The organism is Desulfocastanea catecholica (assembly GCF_054657295.1).
The window spans coordinates 292,241-309,273 of the sequence record NZ_BAAHYZ010000002.1 but is presented as its reverse complement, the minus strand read 5'-3'; the positions used below and the strand labels follow the sequence as shown (position 1 = coordinate 309,273).

Annotated in this window: 12 protein-coding genes; 2 read left to right on the top strand and 10 right to left on the bottom strand. The window is 53.9% G+C overall.

Features of this window, described 5'->3' with window-relative positions:
• Positions 1 to 17 precede the first annotated feature (17 nt).
• From ACYQ8U_RS03085 to ACYQ8U_RS03050, 8 genes are all read right to left on the bottom strand, one after another.
• Positions 18 to 1,754 carry a cache domain-containing protein gene (locus tag ACYQ8U_RS03085; protein WP_459944046.1) on the bottom strand — a complete coding sequence of 579 codons (1,737 nt, stop codon included), beginning with the start codon at positions 1,752 to 1,754 and terminating at the stop codon, positions 18 to 20.
• 165 nt (positions 1,755 to 1,919) lie between these two features.
• The gene (locus tag ACYQ8U_RS03080) at positions 1,920 to 2,450 is read right to left on the bottom strand and encodes a YcbK family protein (RefSeq protein WP_459944045.1); all 531 of its coding nucleotides are present in this window, start codon (positions 2,448 to 2,450) and stop codon (positions 1,920 to 1,922) included.
• A gap of 67 nt (positions 2,451 to 2,517) precedes the next feature.
• Positions 2,518 to 4,062 (bottom strand): L,D-transpeptidase family protein, encoded by a 1,545-nt coding sequence (locus ACYQ8U_RS03075; RefSeq protein ID WP_459944044.1) that lies wholly within the window; start codon positions 4,060 to 4,062, stop codon positions 2,518 to 2,520.
• 422 nt (positions 4,063 to 4,484) lie between these two features.
• Positions 4,485 to 5,732: a CapA family protein gene (locus ACYQ8U_RS03070; RefSeq protein WP_459944043.1), complete on the bottom strand. Its 1,248-nt coding sequence runs from the start codon at positions 5,730 to 5,732 to the stop codon at positions 4,485 to 4,487.
• A complete protein-coding gene (locus ACYQ8U_RS03065; RefSeq protein ID WP_459944042.1) occupies positions 5,705 to 7,708 on the bottom strand; it encodes an MBL fold metallo-hydrolase in 2,004 nt (667 codons plus the stop codon). Before ACYQ8U_RS03065 ends, ACYQ8U_RS03070 begins: the two co-directional genes overlap by 28 nt.
• A 41-nt stretch (positions 7,709 to 7,749) precedes the next feature.
• Positions 7,750 to 8,997 carry a lactate racemase domain-containing protein gene (locus ACYQ8U_RS03060; protein WP_459944041.1) on the bottom strand — a complete coding sequence of 416 codons (1,248 nt, stop codon included), beginning with the start codon at positions 8,995 to 8,997 and terminating at the stop codon, positions 7,750 to 7,752.
• Entirely contained in the window at positions 8,994 to 11,090 is a 2,097-nt protein-coding gene (locus ACYQ8U_RS03055) for a TRAP transporter permease (protein ID WP_459944040.1), read from the bottom strand. Before ACYQ8U_RS03055 ends, ACYQ8U_RS03060 begins: the two co-directional genes overlap by 4 nt.
• Positions 11,091 to 11,154: 64 nt before the next feature.
• Complete coding sequence (locus ACYQ8U_RS03050; RefSeq protein WP_459944039.1) at positions 11,155 to 12,177, bottom strand: TAXI family TRAP transporter solute-binding subunit; 1,023 nt, start codon at positions 12,175 to 12,177, stop codon at positions 11,155 to 11,157.
• A gap of 313 nt (positions 12,178 to 12,490) precedes the next feature.
• Here ACYQ8U_RS03050 and ACYQ8U_RS03045 point away from each other — a divergent pair, with 313 nt between their 5' ends.
• A complete protein-coding gene (locus tag ACYQ8U_RS03045; RefSeq protein ID WP_459944038.1) occupies positions 12,491 to 12,844 on the top strand; it encodes a hypothetical protein in 354 nt (117 codons plus the stop codon).
• Between the two features lie 38 nt (positions 12,845 to 12,882).
• The gene (locus tag ACYQ8U_RS03040; RefSeq protein WP_459944037.1) at positions 12,883 to 13,380 is read left to right on the top strand and encodes a hypothetical protein; all 498 of its coding nucleotides are present in this window, start codon (positions 12,883 to 12,885) and stop codon (positions 13,378 to 13,380) included.
• 1 nt (position 13,381) lies between these two features.
• On the opposite strand, the gene ACYQ8U_RS03035 is transcribed toward ACYQ8U_RS03040, so the two are convergent.
• Together ACYQ8U_RS03035 and ACYQ8U_RS03030 are read right to left on the bottom strand one after the other, a co-directional pair.
• Positions 13,382 to 15,787, bottom strand: a complete 2,406-nt coding sequence (locus tag ACYQ8U_RS03035; protein ID WP_459944036.1) for a Lon protease family protein — start codon at positions 15,785 to 15,787, stop codon at positions 13,382 to 13,384.
• Positions 15,788 to 16,151: 364 nt separating this feature from the next.
• The gene (locus ACYQ8U_RS03030) at positions 16,152 to 16,904 is read right to left on the bottom strand and encodes an SDR family NAD(P)-dependent oxidoreductase (protein ID WP_459944035.1); all 753 of its coding nucleotides are present in this window, start codon (positions 16,902 to 16,904) and stop codon (positions 16,152 to 16,154) included.
• Between the last annotated feature and the right edge of the window lie 129 nt (positions 16,905 to 17,033).

Sequence of the window (17,033 nt, the reverse complement as noted above, 5' to 3'; positions counted from 1 at the left end):
TTTCCCGTTTACCGGGGCTAGAGAAAAACCGGGCAGACATTCTCAGAACAAATGTCTATTTTTTTCTCATTGATAAGGTACAGACAGGCATCAACGCTCGGGGCGTGGTAGCGGGTTCCCCTGCCTGAACGGATTTCGTCAAGGGCCATGGTTATACCCAGTGAAGGCCGATAAGGACGGTGCGATGACATGGCTTCCACCACGTCGGCTACGGCAAGAATCTTTGCTTCGAGAAGTATGTCTTTGTCGACCAAACCCCTCGGGTAACCCGAGCCGTCCAGATGCTCATGGTGCTGGTAGACGATTTCCGCCACCGGCCATGGAAAGTGAATAGTTTTTAATATTTCATAGCCCACCTCGGGGTGGCATTTCATGATGGCCATTTCCTCTTTGGTCAGTTTTGTTGGTTTGGCAAGGTATTCGGATGGCAGGGAAATCTTTCCTATATCATGCAGCATGGCGGCAATATGGAGTCCCTCAAGCTGCTTACCAGAAAGTCCCATGTACTTGCCAATTGCGCAGGCGAGGAGGTCCACCCGCATCTGGTGCCCGGCCGTATAGGGGTCGCGTTTTTCGGCGGTGGACGCCAGCGATGCCACGGTTTCTTCCAAAGAAGCGTGCAGGTCATCCCGGTTTTTCCTGATCGTCTCCATGGCAATTCTTCTTTCCGTGACATCCCTGGCGATACCGCGATAGCCACGAAAAATCCCCTCACCATCGAATATCGGCACCGCGTTATTCTCCAGCACGACAACCTGACCACTTTTACCGAGACAGGTGTTCTCCAGGCCGTTAATAGGTTTCTGGGCGCCCAGCAGTTCTTTATAGGCAGTCTGAAAAGTTTTTTCCTGCTGGGGAGAGACGAGATCCATCAGCGTCTTATTGAGCATCTCTTCCGGCTGATAGCCAAGCAGATTGGTCACTCTGGGACTTGAATAGATATATTTGCCGTTGCCGTCGCATTCCCATATCCAGTCACTGGTCGTCTCGATCAGGTTGCGGTACCGCTCTTTGCTCTCCTCCAGGGACTTCAGCAGGCGTTCCCGTTCCAAAAAAATGGCAAATCTTTCCCGATCAGCTTTCATGGTCTGGCGAATAGAATAAAGAGACAGCAGGGTGACGAATAAGAGAATACCCAGGGAAATGGTGGTGAGCTTTTTACCGATTCTGCCGATCTCGGCCTGGACATCATCGATATACATGCCAGTGCCGATAATCCACCCCCACGGCTCAAAGCCTTTGACGTAGGACATTTTCGGGGCTATTTTGCCGGGGTCATCTTTCCACTGCCACATGTAGTCAACATATCCCGCATCCTGCCGCCGCACCACCTTGACCATTTCAGTTAAAATGTATTTGAGGTTTAAATCCTCAAAGGTCGAAACATCCTTACCCTCGATATCAGTCCGATAGGGGTGCATGATCATCCGCGGCACCATATCGTTAATCCAGAAATAATCTTTTTTTTCCGGTCCATAGCGCAGATTGCGGATGCGCAGGAGGGCCCGCTGCTGCGCCTCACTCCTGGTGAGTTCGCCGGATAGCTCCCGTTCATGATAGTTCTCAAGCAGGCTCCAGGTCGTTTCCGTCAATTCCCGGATCATTTCCTGTTTTCTGGCGAGAAAGCTTTCCTCAAGCTGCGGCAGGAGAACGAAAAAAATAGCGGTGACAAAAAGGAGAATCGTGCAGATGACGGGCAAAGCTATGCGGCGGGTAGTTTTGTTCGACGATACTTTTATTTTTTTTTCAAGCATGGTGGCACCCCGGTTAAGGATACGCAAAAAAACAGGCCAGCTTGTCGATGTGGTGCGGAGCAGATTGACAGATAACCCTGGTGCAAAAGAATTACTGCTATTAATTAATAATTATAACCTATTTCTTCTTCGTCAACAGCATTATCGGCAGCCAGATGCCGCAGGCTACCAGGACCGAACCTTTCCGGTATCTATGTGGACAAAATCCGACTCGGCGTAATACCCGACCCCGCCGGCGTTAAGCGAAATGGCGACATCCCGCAGCTCAGCCGTGGGCAGGTCGGTGAGGCGAATATCAATCGCCTTGCCTTTGAGATGCAGACTCTTTTGCGCTACCCCTGTGCTGTGGGATCGTAAAGAGTTGTTGGTTTTTGGCGACCTGTACCCGGAAATGACTTCATACACACCTTTGCTGCCGGTCTTTCGCTGAATTTTAGCAAGTATTTCCATAAGACGAAAATCAATGGGGTGCACATCACCAGTGCGAAAATCGCGCAGAAAAGAGAACAGTTTTCTTCTCGCGGCAGGAGGACACCTTGGGCCGTTATAAGGCAAGTGGAAATGCTCACCGGTATGGGTATGGAAAAAGGATATCCTGTTGTGGGGAATGGTTTTTGACAACACCTCAAAGGGTGAAAGAACACTGAGGCCAACCACTGCCTTTGCGGCTGAGAGGAGAAAATTTCGACGATTCATAAGATATAAGCGGCTCTGTTTGGTCATTTGGTGATGCCTTTGAGTCGTTTTTTAGTTGAAAAAGACATCATAACAATGCGTTATGCAACAAGGCATCACGCAGATAAATGTCCCTGTTAAAATGCACTACGCCGCTTTGGTCAACCCACGTCGTCAGGTAGGTAATATACACCGGGAGTGGGGACGATAATCGTATAACCTTGCGTAGCTCTTGCTTGTAGATTTCCTCGATTTTTTCCCTGGGCCAGTCATCAGGCTGGGTTTCAAGGACAAAAATCGCCAGAGCGAGTGGGTCACTGACCCGAATACAGCCGTGACTGAAATCTCTCTGGGTTCGGTTGAACAGGTTTTGCGCAGGCGTACCATGCATGTACACCGAATAACGGTTTGGGAAAGAAAACTTTATTTTCCCAAGGGCGTTCCACGGACCTGGCTCCTGCCTGAGTTTGTAGCCGGCCATCTGGCCCCTAGAGACATTGTGCCAGTCCATAACGGTAGAGTCAAGCTCTATAGCGTCGGATTGCCAGCTGGAGAACAGACGCACATGTCGATCAACGAGATAATTTGGGTTTTCACGAAGCTTTGGTAATTCCTCCTCCTGAGCAATACTCGTTGGGATATTCCAGAAAGGATTGAAGTCGAGGTACTTAATTATACTGCTGAAGACCGGCGTCTGGTGCTGCTCCTTCCCAACGATGACCGGCATGTCGAGGACGATGTTCTCCCCCTGAAATGCTTTCAGGTTAAAGGCGGCGATATTTACCAGCACATACTGCTCGCCGAGATCGTGGTCCTGCCAGCGCCAGCGAGCCATGTTGAGACGAATCGAGTTCACCCTGTCAGCCGCGGAAATATTCATGGCGGCAAGGGTATTTGACCCGATTATGCCGTCAACCAAAAGCCCGTGCCGCCTCTGGAAGGCCTGAACGGCCTGTTTAAGGAGCGTATCGTAATACGTTGACTCGGTATCGAATCCTGTTCCCGCTGGATCCTCGGTGACTCGAAGACGTTGTCTGACCAGGATGATCCGCGGGTCGGTATCATTGGGGCGAAGGCTTGGGCCCTGGGGGATGGACTGCCAGCCCCCCTGCTCGGCTATACTGCGATAGCGTTCAAGGGCCGCCTGAAGGGCCGTGTAATGATAATGCTGCGGCGGCAGACCTGCGAGGAATTGATCAAGGTCACTGGTTGAGAGGATATGCTCAATGGTCAGCAGCGGATTGAAGCTCATGTCTCCTGCCTCGGCAAACAACGCAGGATCCGACGCCAGTGGTTTCAGCTGCCCATACCCGATGTCATGAACATATTTCACCAGGTTGTATGTCAGAAGAGTTTCAAGCATAGCAAGTTCATCGGAATCCTCCGAGTCCCACAACTGAAGTATCCTGTCGACCTTGTATTCGTTTGGATCGAGCCCATGCCGGTAGGAATCTTTCAGGTAGCCGAGGATGATTTTTCCTTGCCCGGTCGGGCCATCGCCGGTTACCCAGAGCGGATGAACACCTGTCCTGTTATAAATTGCCGCCAGGCACAGATCTTCCGTTGTCAGGATCGGCAGCTGCTTTTCCATCTGCAGCCATTCCAGCGGCGTGCACCCGAGGTATTTCGCCATTGATGCCGAGATCTCGTCATGGCTAGGACGACCGTGCCCGGTGGTGGCCGATATCAGGAGAAAAAACAGGCAGCAACTTAGAGCTTTTACGAAAAACAGCTTGCCGACAGATGGATACAGCTGAGGAGCAGAAGACATAATTTCTCAATAGAATTAGAACAGATTAGCCCAAAAACAAATGATGACCCAAGCTTTTGTACCATTGCCAGGCAAATTTTGCAAAAAAATGATAAAAATTAACAGATAAATCGACACATTTAGTCAAAATAACGCGTTGAATTTTACCACGGATACGGTTGATTCCAGCAGTCTGCCGAAATCTTCGATACACTTGCAGGGGAATTAAGGAAGTCGGTGACAAACAAGGGGTGATGGGTGAAGTTTGTCCTGAGAATATTTTAAACTTAAAGGTTTCCTTGCTGTTACTCCCACTTGAGAAGAAAAGAACCATCCCTGTCCGAAAGCAGCCGGGTACCAAGCTGTTTGCCCTCCCTGTTCAACATCTCCATCAGCCACTTGCTGTCATCGGCTGCGGCATGGATGGTCTGAAAACGTCGGATCTGCATGGGGAACAGGCGCATCTCGACAAGCCTGCCGGTCGATGGTGCGAAACTCGGGAAATACATCAGGCTGAGGTCGCCGCGATATTCCTCATACCCGCCAATCCCTTCGTAATCGTTGAGAAAGTCGCCGCAGCCGTAGAGGATCAGCCGGTCCTGGTAGACCTCGATGCCCTTGGCATGGTGCGACGAGTGACCGTAAATGACATCAACCGCCGCATCATCGATTAGTCTATGTGCAAAATGTCTGTCCATGGGCGAAAGAGCATAGCCCCAGTTCCCGCCCCAGTGTATTGACACCACGGCCACATCGCCCGGCTGTTTTATGGCGGCGACATCCTCTTTAATCCGTGCCACCGTCTGGGCGGACAGGTCAGTGAGCAGATTGACGCCCGGCCTGTTATCCCTGGCCGCCCAACTGGGTGGAACACCACAGGTGTCGGTGGCGTAGGCAAAAATGAGCACCCGGCCCTTACCCGAAACGTGCAAAACCGCCGGGGCCTGACTCTGCCGCCTGTCCCGTCCGGCGCCTGCGCTCGATATTCCGGCCTGCTGCAAAACGGCCATCGTCTCGACCAGGCCCGCATACCCCCAGTCAAGGACGTGGTTATTAGCCAGTACGCAACAATCGAGGCGGGCAGTGCCGAGGCAGCCGATATTGCCTGGATGCATGCGGTAGTTGATCCCTTTGCCCGGCCAATATGCGTCACTCGTTGTCACGCTTGTTTCCAGATTGATAATGCGCAGATCCGGTTGTATCGCCTCCAGCACCGCCAGGGCATCGCCCCAGATATACCCATCGTCGACCGGTTTTCGGAGCGGACCGTTTTTCTTTTCAGCCAGCTGAACGTAACCATAGGCACTGCGCATATACGGTTCGAAAATCACTGGATCCGATGGATGGGCCAGCACCTGGTCGATGCCCCGGCCGGTCATCACATCCCCGGCGAGAAACAGGGTTATATTTTTCGGGGACATTGCCGCTTCTTCGGCTGCCGACAGCTCTTTATCCATAACGCACCACCCCCCGGTTAAAATTGTCATCAGAAAAAACAGGGTGAGATGCCGCAGCGCCAATGGCTTCAGCCAACCCTGTTTCGTGTTTCGCATGCCACACCTCTCTTTGAACAGAAATTTCCGAGAATCCGTACCGGTCCGGCAACAGCGAGGAGTTCGTCATAGACGACCTGCGGATCTCGTTCGTATCGTTTTGAAAAATGGAAAGGGACCAGCCGCTCCACCCCTGCATCGCGAGTAATGCCGATGGCGGCAAGGGTGGTCAGATGCTGGGTATTTTCAGCCTTGTCACCATCAGCGGCCATGAAAGGCGTCTCGCAGAACAGGGTGTGCGCCGACTGGGCCAGCGCGATGACTTTGCGGCGATTGTCAGGGGTATCGGCCAGATCAGTGACATAGGCGAGCTTTTTGCCGGGCAAAATGATGAGCAGCTCGTCTATCAGCTCTGCTGCGCTTTTTCTGCTGCCGTCCGGCAGATCAATCATTTTATCCAGCCCGCCGCTGCAGACGCACAGCTTCAGTCTGCCGAGCCAGGGACCGGGCAGCCAGCCGGCTGCCGCCAGCCGTTCCTTGCGCACCTTGATCTCCCGGTGGAACTCGAGGCTGTACGACACCGAGGGGATATTATGGTCGCAGACTACGGCCCTGACGGTGTAGTCCTTCTCCAGAAGGATTTTGCCCGCCACGATCGGCTGGTCGGCAAGGCGAAGGAGCGCTTTTCCAGGTTGCAGCCTGGCCCGTCGCAGCCTGTCACCGTCAATTTCCGCGACATCAAAGACCGGTCCATTCTCTTCTATGCGGTCCCAGGTGATGGCGCCAATAAAGTTTTCCAGTCGTTTGATCGTCTCTGCCGGGCCGAAAACCCTGCAGGGTGGAAAGGGACCGATTCTCGACCGGAGCAGCCAGAGAAAACCGCCGATATGGTCAAGATGGGCATGACTCAAAAAGACACACTGTACCTGATGGGCCACTTTGGCGGCCAGGCGCGCCGGATCGCCGAGATCAAAGAGCAGGCTCTTTTTCCGGTGGCGCAACCGCACATGCAGCAGCGGATCACCGAAAACCCCGCCGACCAGGGTGGCCCAGGCGGGACCGAGATGGCTGGAGACTGGTGCGGTGGCTGTCGTTGCCGGGATCTGCGGGGCAATCATTTCTGCAGGGGCGCTTGGTGCTGCCTGGGCCTTGACGACAGGCGCCAGGGTTGCCAGCCTGCCGGCACCATCCCGGCCGCAATCGCGAACCAGGAGCATCGCCGCTTTTCCCGGAGCGCATGATGTCATCCGCAGGGTCAGCTTTTGTCCCTTGAGGCAGACGACCTCGCCGATGCTGATCGTCTCACCTGCGCCACTCAGCATTGCGGCCTGTCGTCCCGTCCAGGCGGAGGGCACCTCAACAGGTGGCGGTGTGCCGACAACCGGCAGGGTATCAAGGCCGATAAAAAGTTCGCCGCTGCTGCCGAGAAATTCCTCCCATAACCGGTTGCGATGCTTTGCTCGTTCTGTTTTTGGCGGACGCCTGGCGGCGGAGGAGGCAGTGACGGTGATGAGTTGCCCGTGCAGGGTGCTCAGTTCGACGGCCAGGGGCAGTCCTTTTTCCTCCGGGTGGATTGCCAGTACGGTATCGATATGCAGGGATTCGGCCAGGGCCGTCAGCAGTTCGGCCCCGCCCACGCCGCGCACCACCCCCGGTGGATCGACAAGCAGCGGGCCTTTGCTTTCCGCCTGATCGGCAAGTGCGGCCAACCTGCCGGCGGCGAGGACCAACGGCAGGCGAAAGCGGCCGCCGTTCAGCGTGCACAGGGCCTGGACATCACCGCACTGCAGGCCTTCCCTACCCCACCAGGACCGGCATAGTGTGCCGGGAATGCCAAAAGGTGGCGAGCCGGGATCGAGCTCGAGCAGCTGACCATGACCGGATAAGCAGTAAAACATCTGCAGCAGCTCAACCGCCAGGGTCGACTTACCGACGCCCATTTCCCCCCAGAGGAGAATACGGCGGCAGCCGGCCAGCCTTGCCAGCAGGGTTTTCGTTTCCTTGTCTGTCCAGCACGGGGGTGCAACTGTCACCATGTTAGCTCTCCTGCTGTGTGCAGGACCTGTTACGAGAAGTCCTACCTCTTTACGGTCAGGCTGGCATTGGCAATACAGGCAATGATCTGCTCTTTTCCCTGCCCGGCCAGGTGCGCTGCAACCTGGTCATGGGACCAGCGCTCCATACCGATCAGCCTGCAGGTTGCCGCGTCGAGGCGGCTGACCATGCCGATACGTATCCGCTGCAATTTGCTCATCATGGCCAGCGCCGTTCCGCCATTACCTTGATAATGCTGGCACAGCTCCTTGAACGCGGCATCGAAGGAGTCCATGGCAAACCATGGTAGAAAGGTCGTGGAACCTATCCCGTCGCGGCATTCTCCATAGAGCAGCAGCAGGCCGCCATCCCGGACAAACATTGCCGCATTGTGAATAGCCTTATGGCTCTGGATAAAATTAATATCCTTGGGAAAGCCGCCGCAGGAAGCAACGACGAGATCAAAGGTCGGGGAGCTTATCTCGCAGTTTTTACCGTGGCGCCTGCAGGCCTGAAGAAAATTTTCCCGTCCGTGGCCAACCAGCAGATCAACGAGACCGCCATGGGAGTCGAGGATGCCGTGAATGGCCAGGTCGGCGGGCAGTTTTTCTTCAATTTCAAACAGATCCTCAGCCAGCGGGTTGCCGTCCAGGATGCCCGGCTGGCACCCTTCAGCGATGGCTCCGGCTGCACTGTCGAGATACAGCCCGTGGTTTATATAGATGGCATCACGCTCGCCACAGCCGGGAAAGACCAGCTTTCTGCCGCCGCCGTAGCCGGCGAAATAGTGGTGGGACACCGCGCCCATGGTCAGGATGGCACTGGCTTCGAGCAGGTCGCGGCGAAAGCGGATGGGGGTGCCTCTGGAGGTACGACCAACTTCCTTGAAACCATCCTCCTGCTGACACTCATGATGGATAAAAGAAAACCGGTCGTACACCACACCATACGCCTGCCGGCATTCGTCGTCACTTTGACGGGCATGGGTACCGTAGCCGATAATAATTTTCAGGTTCGCCGAATCCATGCCGCCGTGTTGTTCAAGGCCGCTGATGAGCAGAGGCAAATAGTCCGGATAGCCGCAGAGCCGCGTTTTATCGGCTACGACCAGCACCGGCCTGGACAGATCCAGTGGCGTCTGGCGCAAAAAGCCCGCCAGTCTTTTTTGAAAAAGGGCTGGACTGATCAGCTGTTGCGGCTCCTGCAGCTGCAGTTGCCTGGTATGGGCCGGCAGAGAAAGAGCAAGTCGATCAGTACCGTAGGCGATAGAGAAAAGAGTGTCTTGACTCATGGCGATGCTGTTGTAAAGGAGACGGCTGACTGTTTAAAATTATACACAAAAAGGGCGACAAACACCACTGTCGCGGCGGCATGGATCAGGTTCGGCAACGGCGCGATGAGGAAAAAGGCCAGGGCAAGCGACAGGATACGCAGAAAGGGATTGAGACGATTTTCGAGATAGCCTTGAAAAGCGCCGGCAAAGGCATACAGGCCGATGAAGGCAAAAAAGAAGATGGTGAAATCATCTGCCCAGCTGCCACCGAGCATCGGTGTGTAGGCAAAGAGAATCGGCACGATATACAGCCCCTTGGCAAGTTTCCAGGAATAGAGTCCGGTCTGCATCGGCGGGGTCCCGGCAATGGCTGCGGCGGTAAAGGCGGCCAGGCATACCGGCGGCGTGACATTACTGTCCTGACTGAGCCAGAAGATGATCATGTGCGCCGAAAGCAGGGCAAAGGTTGCGGCATGCGGAGAAATGGCCATGTCGCGTATGGTTCCCAGCAGATCGACAGGTACCGCCTCGAGGATTGCCCTGGCCTGCTCAAGGGACATTGCCTGGCTAAGCAGGACGGCTTTTTCCGGCAGGGCGAGCAGGAAAATGGTTTTCGCCTCCTCGGAGAGAAGCCCCTTGGCGATAATTTCAGTTATCTGGGAATCAACAATCAGATTATAGAGGGCAGGGGCGGACAGGGTACCCAGGACGATATAGGCGGCAGTTACCGGCAGGCCCATGCCGAGAACCAGCGAGGCAAGAGCAATCAAAGCAATGGCGATGATCAGACTGCCGCCGGCCCACTCGGTTATCATCAGGGAAAAGGTGTTGCCGATGCCGGTGGTGGTGATGACATTAACGATCAGGCCAACGCTGCACAGCAGGATGCCGGTCATGACCATATTCCGCGCACCAAGGGCAAGGGCCTCCATGATCGCCCTGATGCCCATCCTGTTCGGCGTGAGCCAGGAGGCGGCAATGACGGCCAGGATCGAAATCCCCGCCGCATAGGTCGGAGTATAGCCGAAAACGAGCATGCCGATCAGGGCGGCGATCGGTAACAGAAAAGGCAGGCCGCCTTTCTTTAACACATCGAGGAGTTTGACGTCCTCATCGTCGATCATGCCGACGTTGCATTTCTTGGCCTCAATGCGCACATAGAAGGCAACGCTGGCAAAATAGAGGATGGCCGGCAGGATGGAAACGGTGACGATTGTGGTATAGGGAATCTGCGTATAGCTGGCCATGACAAAGGCACCGGCGCCCATGATCGGCGGCATGAGCTGTCCCCCGGTCGAAGACGCCGCTTCAACCCCGGCGGCAAACTTTGCATCAAACCCGGCCTTTTTCATCAGCGGGATGGTTATTACCCCGGTGGAAGCGGTATTGGCAATGGCGGAACCGGAAATGGTTCCGGTCAGGCCCGAGGCAAAAACCGCCACCAGGCCCGGTCCGCCAACCGTTTTTCCGGCAACCGCCCGGGCCAGATTGATAACGAATTCCCCGGCCCCGGAGCGAAGCAGAAAGGCCCCGAAAAGAATGAACATGAAGACAAAGGTAGACGAGATCAGGGCAATACTGCCGAACAGGCCGTCATCACCATAGACGGAACGAAAGAGCAGGGTTTCCGTGCTCAGTCCGCTGAACCGGAACATACCGTCGAGCATCGCCCCCCACCAGCCGACATAGGTGAGGGCAATAACGATAAGAGATGGGATGACCCAGCCGGTGGTCCGCCGGGTAAACTCCAGAGCGGTGAGAATCAGCACCGAACCGGCGATCCATTCGGCAGAGGACAGATGGACCCCCCGTGCATAGATGGCATCTTCCATGGAAATCATATAGACCGCTGCCGTCGCGGCCGATATACCCAGTAAAAGGTCGACCGCCAGAAACCACTTCGGTTTTTCTTTGCTGCCGCCCAGGGGGTAGGTCAGACAACAGAGCAGGGCAAAACCCGAGTAGTGCAGCGCATTTTGCCAAAGGCTCGGCAAGACGGTGAGGATATTGAAATAGACATGCAGCAGGGAAACCGCTACCCCCAGCACAAAAATTACCTTTTCCTTCCTCCCCGCTGTTTTGTACGTCTGAAAAATCTCGTTTGTTTCCACAATCGCCCTCCTGCACTATCATCCTCAATTACCATTGCCCCTGCTGCCGGTCTTTGACGCCATCTTATTTGACAATAAGGTGTTCGGGAATAGTCATGCCGATTTCCCGGTAGTAGCGAGCAGCTCCAGGATGCAGCGGCATGGGCAGCCCGGCGAGTGCCTTGTCTTTACTCATGTCCGTGGTTGATTTATGAATTGCATTGAGGAAGGGGAGGTTTTCATAAATGGTCTTGGTAATGAGATAGACGGTTTCCTCGTCAATATCCGCGCGGACGGCAAGAAAGTTGGGCTGGGCGATGGTCAGGACATCTTTTTTCAAACCGGGGTAGGCCGTGGCGGGAATGAGATAGGGCGTCCAGAGGTTAAGGCCGCCATCTGCCTGTTTGACCTGCTCCTCGGTAAAACTCAGCAGTGTCGCTTTATCTCCCATGGTGGCCAGGGCCCGGGTGACAGCACTGGCCGGGACACCGGCGGGGGTGGACATGCCGGCAATCTGGCCGTTCTGCAAGGCATCGGCGCTGGGCCCATACCCAATGTAGACCAGGTCGTAATCCTTTTCAATATTCACGCCGAGATTGCCGAGAATGACTTCGTTGGAACCAAGGGTGCCGGAGTTCTTTGTCCCAAGCGACATCCGCTCTCCTTTCTGATCGACCATATCGGCGATGGTGCCGGTCTTGGCCTTGTCGGTGAGAAGGGTGAAGTGTTCGACATTCTGCCAGAGCATGGAGATCGAACGCAACTCCTTCTGTGGTCCGTCCTGGGCGAGAGGTCCTTTACCGTTCCAGGCGTAGTACCCATACAACCCCTGCAGGATGGAAAACTGGACCTCATTGTCACGCATCAGTTTAATGTTTTCTCCGGAACCGGCAGAGCTGATGGCCGACATGCCGATTTTGTGACTCGGTTGCAGTTTGACCTTGGTCAGGGTGGACAGAGCAACACCCACCGGATAATACGTCCCTCCGGTACTGGCTGTGGCCAGCAGAAAATTTTGATCCTCGGCGGCCTGGACGTTTCCGGTACAGAAAAAGCCAACTGTCAAAGCTGCAACTGTCAGGTGTTTCAGATACGATGTCAGTTTCATTCTTATCTCCTCTGTTAAAAACAACGATTAAGGGTAGCTGGAATTGGTAGACCGCTCTACCAGGCAATAGAAAAGCAAAAAACAGACCATTGTTCACAAGCAATTCATTACTTATCCCCAGACAGGGCTGCCGGCAACAAAAAAGATGACAGAAATGTTTTTCAAGATTTGCTGCACGGCCTTTGTCTCCGAAACATTGCTTATCCTTCTTTCTATGCTTAATGAATACCGAAGAAACAAAACTCCTCCAATGTAGCATTGAATTTGCAACATGGGGCTCAACCAAGGACTCAATACTTCGGGACACTTCATTATGAAAATACCAGCCTCCATCATTGCCGTGTATAGCCGCTTTTTCTTTCTCTGCTGTATCTTGTTCCTTGCCGCACCCGCGCAAGCAGCCCAGTTTGAGGAAGAAGTCTCGACAGACGAATACCTGTTCGTCAAGGGGATGATTCAATCCATCTCCCTAGACGAGCAAAAAATAACCCTCAAACAGAAAAATGGGGAGAAGATTTCCTTTACCATCGCCAAGGATACTCTTTTTGAAGGCTTTTATAAACTTACCGAGCTGCAGCCTCGCCAAAAAATCAAGGTGTGGTACCAGCCGAAGGGACAGGGAAACAGAGCCTTGAAAATCCTCAAGCCATTGGAGCTCGGCTGCTGAGCTTCATACATCCTCAGCCTCAACCAAGGTACAAAGATATGCATAAGATAGTTCTTCTAGTTGCAGCACTTGTTTTTATCTCGGCCGGTTCCCATGCAGAAGGACAAAGTGAGCTGTTCAGCAATGGCAAGGCATTACAGGGAGTGACAAAAACCAAGGCCTATTTTGACGTTACCATCGGCGACCCTAAGGAGCTGCTCATTCGACTGCAGCTTATTGAAAAGACCTATCAGCAACTTGTTGCCGCTGGGGTCAGCCCCGCTATGGTCATCGGGGTACGAGGCAAGGCGAGCGGTTTTTTCACCAAGGGGAATGGCTACGTTCTCGATAGTGACTTACCGGAAAAAGAGCATATCGCCGCCATGGTCAAAAAACTTACCGGAATGAAAGTTGGCATCGAGCAGTGCCGTATCGCCGCAGGATTCGAGGACATTGACCCTGCCGATTTCCTCCCTGAGATGGAGCTTGTCGCCAACGGCTACGTTTCGATGATTGGCTATCATGCCCAGGGATATGCCTTTATCCCCATGGATTAAATTATTCCTCTTTGAATTCTTTTTTTTCAAACATCTGGATGGTTACGGCAAATGATCGCAAGGTCAACTCTACCCGGCCATTGACCGAGTCTTCTGGATATTCGCCGTCATCGCCCCGCTCGCCGGCCGGCAGGGAGGTCAGCAGGGAAATGGCCTCATCAACCGTGGTAACCGACCAGAGATGAAACTGTTGCGCGGCAATGGCCTCAACCACTTCGTTTTTCAGCATCAAATGGGAAACATTGGCTGCCGGAATGATGACCCCTTCCACCCCGCTCAGGCCACGTGCCGTGCAGAGATCGAAGAAGCCTTCCACTTTTTCATTTACCCCGCCAATGGCCTGAATTTCACCCTGCTGGCTGATGGAACCGGTTATGGCTATGGCCTGGCGGATCGGGGCGTCGGCCAGGGATGACAGCAGGGCGCAGAGTTCGGCGCAGGAGGCGCTGTCACCCTCGACGCCGCCATAGGACTGTTCGAATACCAGGCTGGCCTGCAGACTGAGCGGCACTTCCCTGGCATACCGGCTGCTGAGAAAGGAATCGAGAATAAGCACCCCTTTTGAGTGCAGGGGGCCGCCCAGTTCGACCTCTCTTTCAATATCAAGCACCTCGCCTTTACCGGGCCTGGTCAGCGCGGTAATGCGCGTCGGCACGCCGAAGGAGTCGGCATCGAGGACAATCACCGACAGACCATTCACCTGCCCGACACGTTCACCTGCCGTTTCAATATGCCGCAGCCCTCGCCGGGTCGCCTCAAACAAAGTGTCTCTGATACGTCCACCTCGTCGTTTTCTGGCCGCCAGGGCTGCGTTCACATCCTCTGCCCCGGTTAAGGTCTTGTCCAGCTGCCGGGCGATATAATCGGCTTCCTTCATCACATCGGCGAGGTCTTCCACCGCCAGGGAGAGCTTGGTTGCGTCCCCTGCCGCCCTGGCTGAATATTCGATCAGCCCGGCCACCGCCTTTCGGTTCATCGGCAGCAGCTTCTCCCTGGCAATCACTGTCGCCAGCAGTGAGGTAAAGAGATTGATATTTTCCGGGGAACGATCCATGCTCTGCTCAAAATCGGCCTGCACCTTGAAAAACGAATGAAATTCAGGATCATAGTATTTGAGCAGATAGTAAAGCAGGGTATCGCCAATGAGGACGATCTTTGCGTTCAAGGGAATCGGTTCCGGCTCTAAAGTAACCGTACTCACCAGGCCAAGCAGTCGATCAAGCGGCTCAATGATGATCTGTCTTGAACGTAACGACCGTTTCAAACCCTCATAGGCATAGGGCTGCATCAGCAGTCTGCGGGCATCAAGAATGAGGTAACCGCCATTTGCCTGATGCAGTACTCCCGGCTTGATCAGGGTAAAATGGGTTGATAACATGCCCATTCTGGCAATATGCTCGATCCGGCCATGCAGCTTCTGGTACGTCGGCATGTCCTCAAAGATCACCGGTGCCCCGGCGGCGTGGTTTCCCACCAGGATATTCACTTCATACCGTTCAAAAGACGGCGTTGGAACATTGAAAACCCGGGTGAGGATGTCCCGTTCCCCGTCGCCTTTATGGAGAAATTCATCGGCGTGGATAATCATGTCATCTTCCACGTCCTGCAGATACTCTATTATTTCCGGCCGTTTTTCATATTTTGTTTTCAGGCGGCGCATCAGAGAGTTCACTGCCTGGCTGACGGTATCAAATTTCAATTTGCCTCGAACCTCTCCCGCCTCCCTTTTCAGCACGGCTATCTGGGCCACCACGTCCTGCAGGGCATTCTGATGTCTGGCGACCATCTCCTCCAGCTTTTTCCGGGTCTCCAAGGGCAGATGCTGGAAGGCCGCCTGATCAAGGGGTTGCCTGTTACCGTCCATGGGCATGAGAATTATACCCTCTTCACCTTTGACCAAAGCGATACTATCGGCGTTAGCCTTCTCTTCCACCTGATGGATCAGCGCATCTATTTTCCGCCGCAAATCTTCATTGATCGCCTTGATTTTCTCCTTAAAATCATCGGCTTCGATAACTATGGGCAGGGTTGCCCTCAAGGCGGCAACCACCCCATATATCTCTTTTTGGAAGACGGCACTCTCGCCTGAGGGAAACGCAAAGGCCTTAGGAAGATGTGGGCGTTTAAAGTTGTTGACATAGCACCAGTCAGACGGAGCGGGTTCCGATGCCGCCCTCTCTCGCACAACTGCGTAGGTCATCTCGTGCCGTCCGCTGCCCTGGGGCCCGGTGACAAAGAGGTTGAACCCCTGGTGGTGTATGCCGACACCAAAGGTCACCGCTTCAAAGGCTCGGCCCTGACCGGCAAACCCCACCGGCTGAGCTATCCCGTCAGTCGTTTCAAAGGATAACAGTTCCAAATCACATCTGGAACAAGCCTCCGCCGGTGAAATCTTGCCTATGGCCATACGCTGACTCCTGTTTGACTGCTACCATGGATGGAGAAAGGACATGTCGTGCATATCCCCAGTGTATAACCCAGCTATTGGGGTGTCAATGCAGAAGAGAGGAATTGCACAAGGTTTGCCGATGCTTAACGAGAAGAGCAGTGGAAAAGGAGGGAGCTACATGTAGCGACCCGCAATGATAAGCGTCCGGCCCCGCAATGACAAAGAGGTTGAAAACAGCGCCTATAAACCGCAGAGAAATGTAACCCAACTGAAGAGGAGGATCGGCATCGGCAAAATCCGGCGGTCACAAGACCTCTAACCGGAAATTTTGCCTGCCAGGATGAAGGCACGGAAAACAGGCCCTGTCCGATGTGATGCGAATTTAGCTTGTAACATTAAATATCTGCCCGGTTATGTTCTGGGTCAGGTCAGAGCAGAGATAACAGACCATATTCGCGACATCTTCAAGACGCTGGGCCCGTCCGAGAGAAAAATTACTCACGATGTCGTCATCAAACGAAAGTCGCTGCGAACCATCTTTTATTTCCAGGTTATCTATTGACCAGAGTTTCGTGGCTACAGCGCCGGGACAGACACAATTGATGTTGAGCCCGTATGAAGCATACTCCAGGGCGACAGCCTCGGTGAAGGCAATCAGCGCGGCTTTCGAGGCTGAATAATGGGCATAGGTCGGCATAGGTTTTATGCCGCTTTGTGCCGCAATATTGACAATCTTCCCCTCCTGCCGTTGTATCATCTGGGGGAGAACTGCCCGGGTGGTCAGGTAAGGTCCGAAAGCGTTTACTTTGAAGACATGATCCCAGTCTTCAGGCTCCATGCTGAGCAGGGTCAAGCGACGGCTGACACCGGCATTGTTGACGAGGATATCGACCTGCCCCAACTCTTTGGTAACTTTGCTGATACCGTTTTCCACACTGGTTTTGTCGGTAACATCCATATAGACAAAGGAACTGTTCGCACCGATTTCCCTGCAGGATTTTTCCGCCCGCTCCTGTTCGATATCGGCAATAACCACTCTGGCACCTTCTTTCACGAGGTGGCTGACAATACTCTCGCCAATCCCCCGGGCACCACCGGTCACCAAGGCAACTTTGCCATGCAGGTTTGTTTCCATGTTCTTTTTCTCCACTCTTCTTGAAGGCTGTCAAAACACACCAAGGTGTGTTGCCACCTGTGGTCACAGCCTGGTGTTGTAAGTAATTAAAGGTGTTTCCGTGGTCTGGCAACAAACATGCTGTCTTTC

What these genes read in the sequence shown, in the direction of transcription:
- ACYQ8U_RS03085 (WP_459944046.1), bottom strand. Translation starts at nt 1,754, where the DNA reads ATGCTTGAAAAAAAAATAAAAGTATCGTCGAACAAAACTACCCGCCGC.
- ACYQ8U_RS03080 (WP_459944045.1), bottom strand. Translation starts at nt 2,450, where the DNA reads ATGAATCGTCGAAATTTTCTCCTCTCAGCCGCAAAGGCAGTGGTTGGC.
- ACYQ8U_RS03075 (WP_459944044.1), bottom strand. Translation starts at nt 4,062, where the DNA reads ATGGCGAAATACCTCGGGTGCACGCCGCTGGAATGGCTGCAGATGGAA.
- ACYQ8U_RS03070 (WP_459944043.1), bottom strand. Translation starts at nt 5,732, where the DNA reads ATGCGAAACACGAAACAGGGTTGGCTGAAGCCATTGGCGCTGCGGCAT.
- ACYQ8U_RS03065 (WP_459944042.1), bottom strand. Translation starts at nt 7,708, where the DNA reads ATGGTGACAGTTGCACCCCCGTGCTGGACAGACAAGGAAACGAAAACC.
- ACYQ8U_RS03060 (WP_459944041.1), bottom strand. Translation starts at nt 8,997, where the DNA reads ATGAGTCAAGACACTCTTTTCTCTATCGCCTACGGTACTGATCGACTT.
- ACYQ8U_RS03050 (WP_459944039.1), bottom strand. Translation starts at nt 12,177, where the DNA reads ATGAAACTGACATCGTATCTGAAACACCTGACAGTTGCAGCTTTGACA.
- ACYQ8U_RS03045 (WP_459944038.1), top strand. Translation starts at nt 12,491, where the DNA reads ATGAAAATACCAGCCTCCATCATTGCCGTGTATAGCCGCTTTTTCTTT.
- ACYQ8U_RS03040 (WP_459944037.1), top strand. Translation starts at nt 12,883, where the DNA reads ATGCATAAGATAGTTCTTCTAGTTGCAGCACTTGTTTTTATCTCGGCC.
- ACYQ8U_RS03035 (WP_459944036.1), bottom strand. Translation starts at nt 15,787, where the DNA reads ATGGCCATAGGCAAGATTTCACCGGCGGAGGCTTGTTCCAGATGTGAT.
- ACYQ8U_RS03030 (WP_459944035.1), bottom strand. Translation starts at nt 16,904, where the DNA reads ATGGAAACAAACCTGCATGGCAAAGTTGCCTTGGTGACCGGTGGTGCC.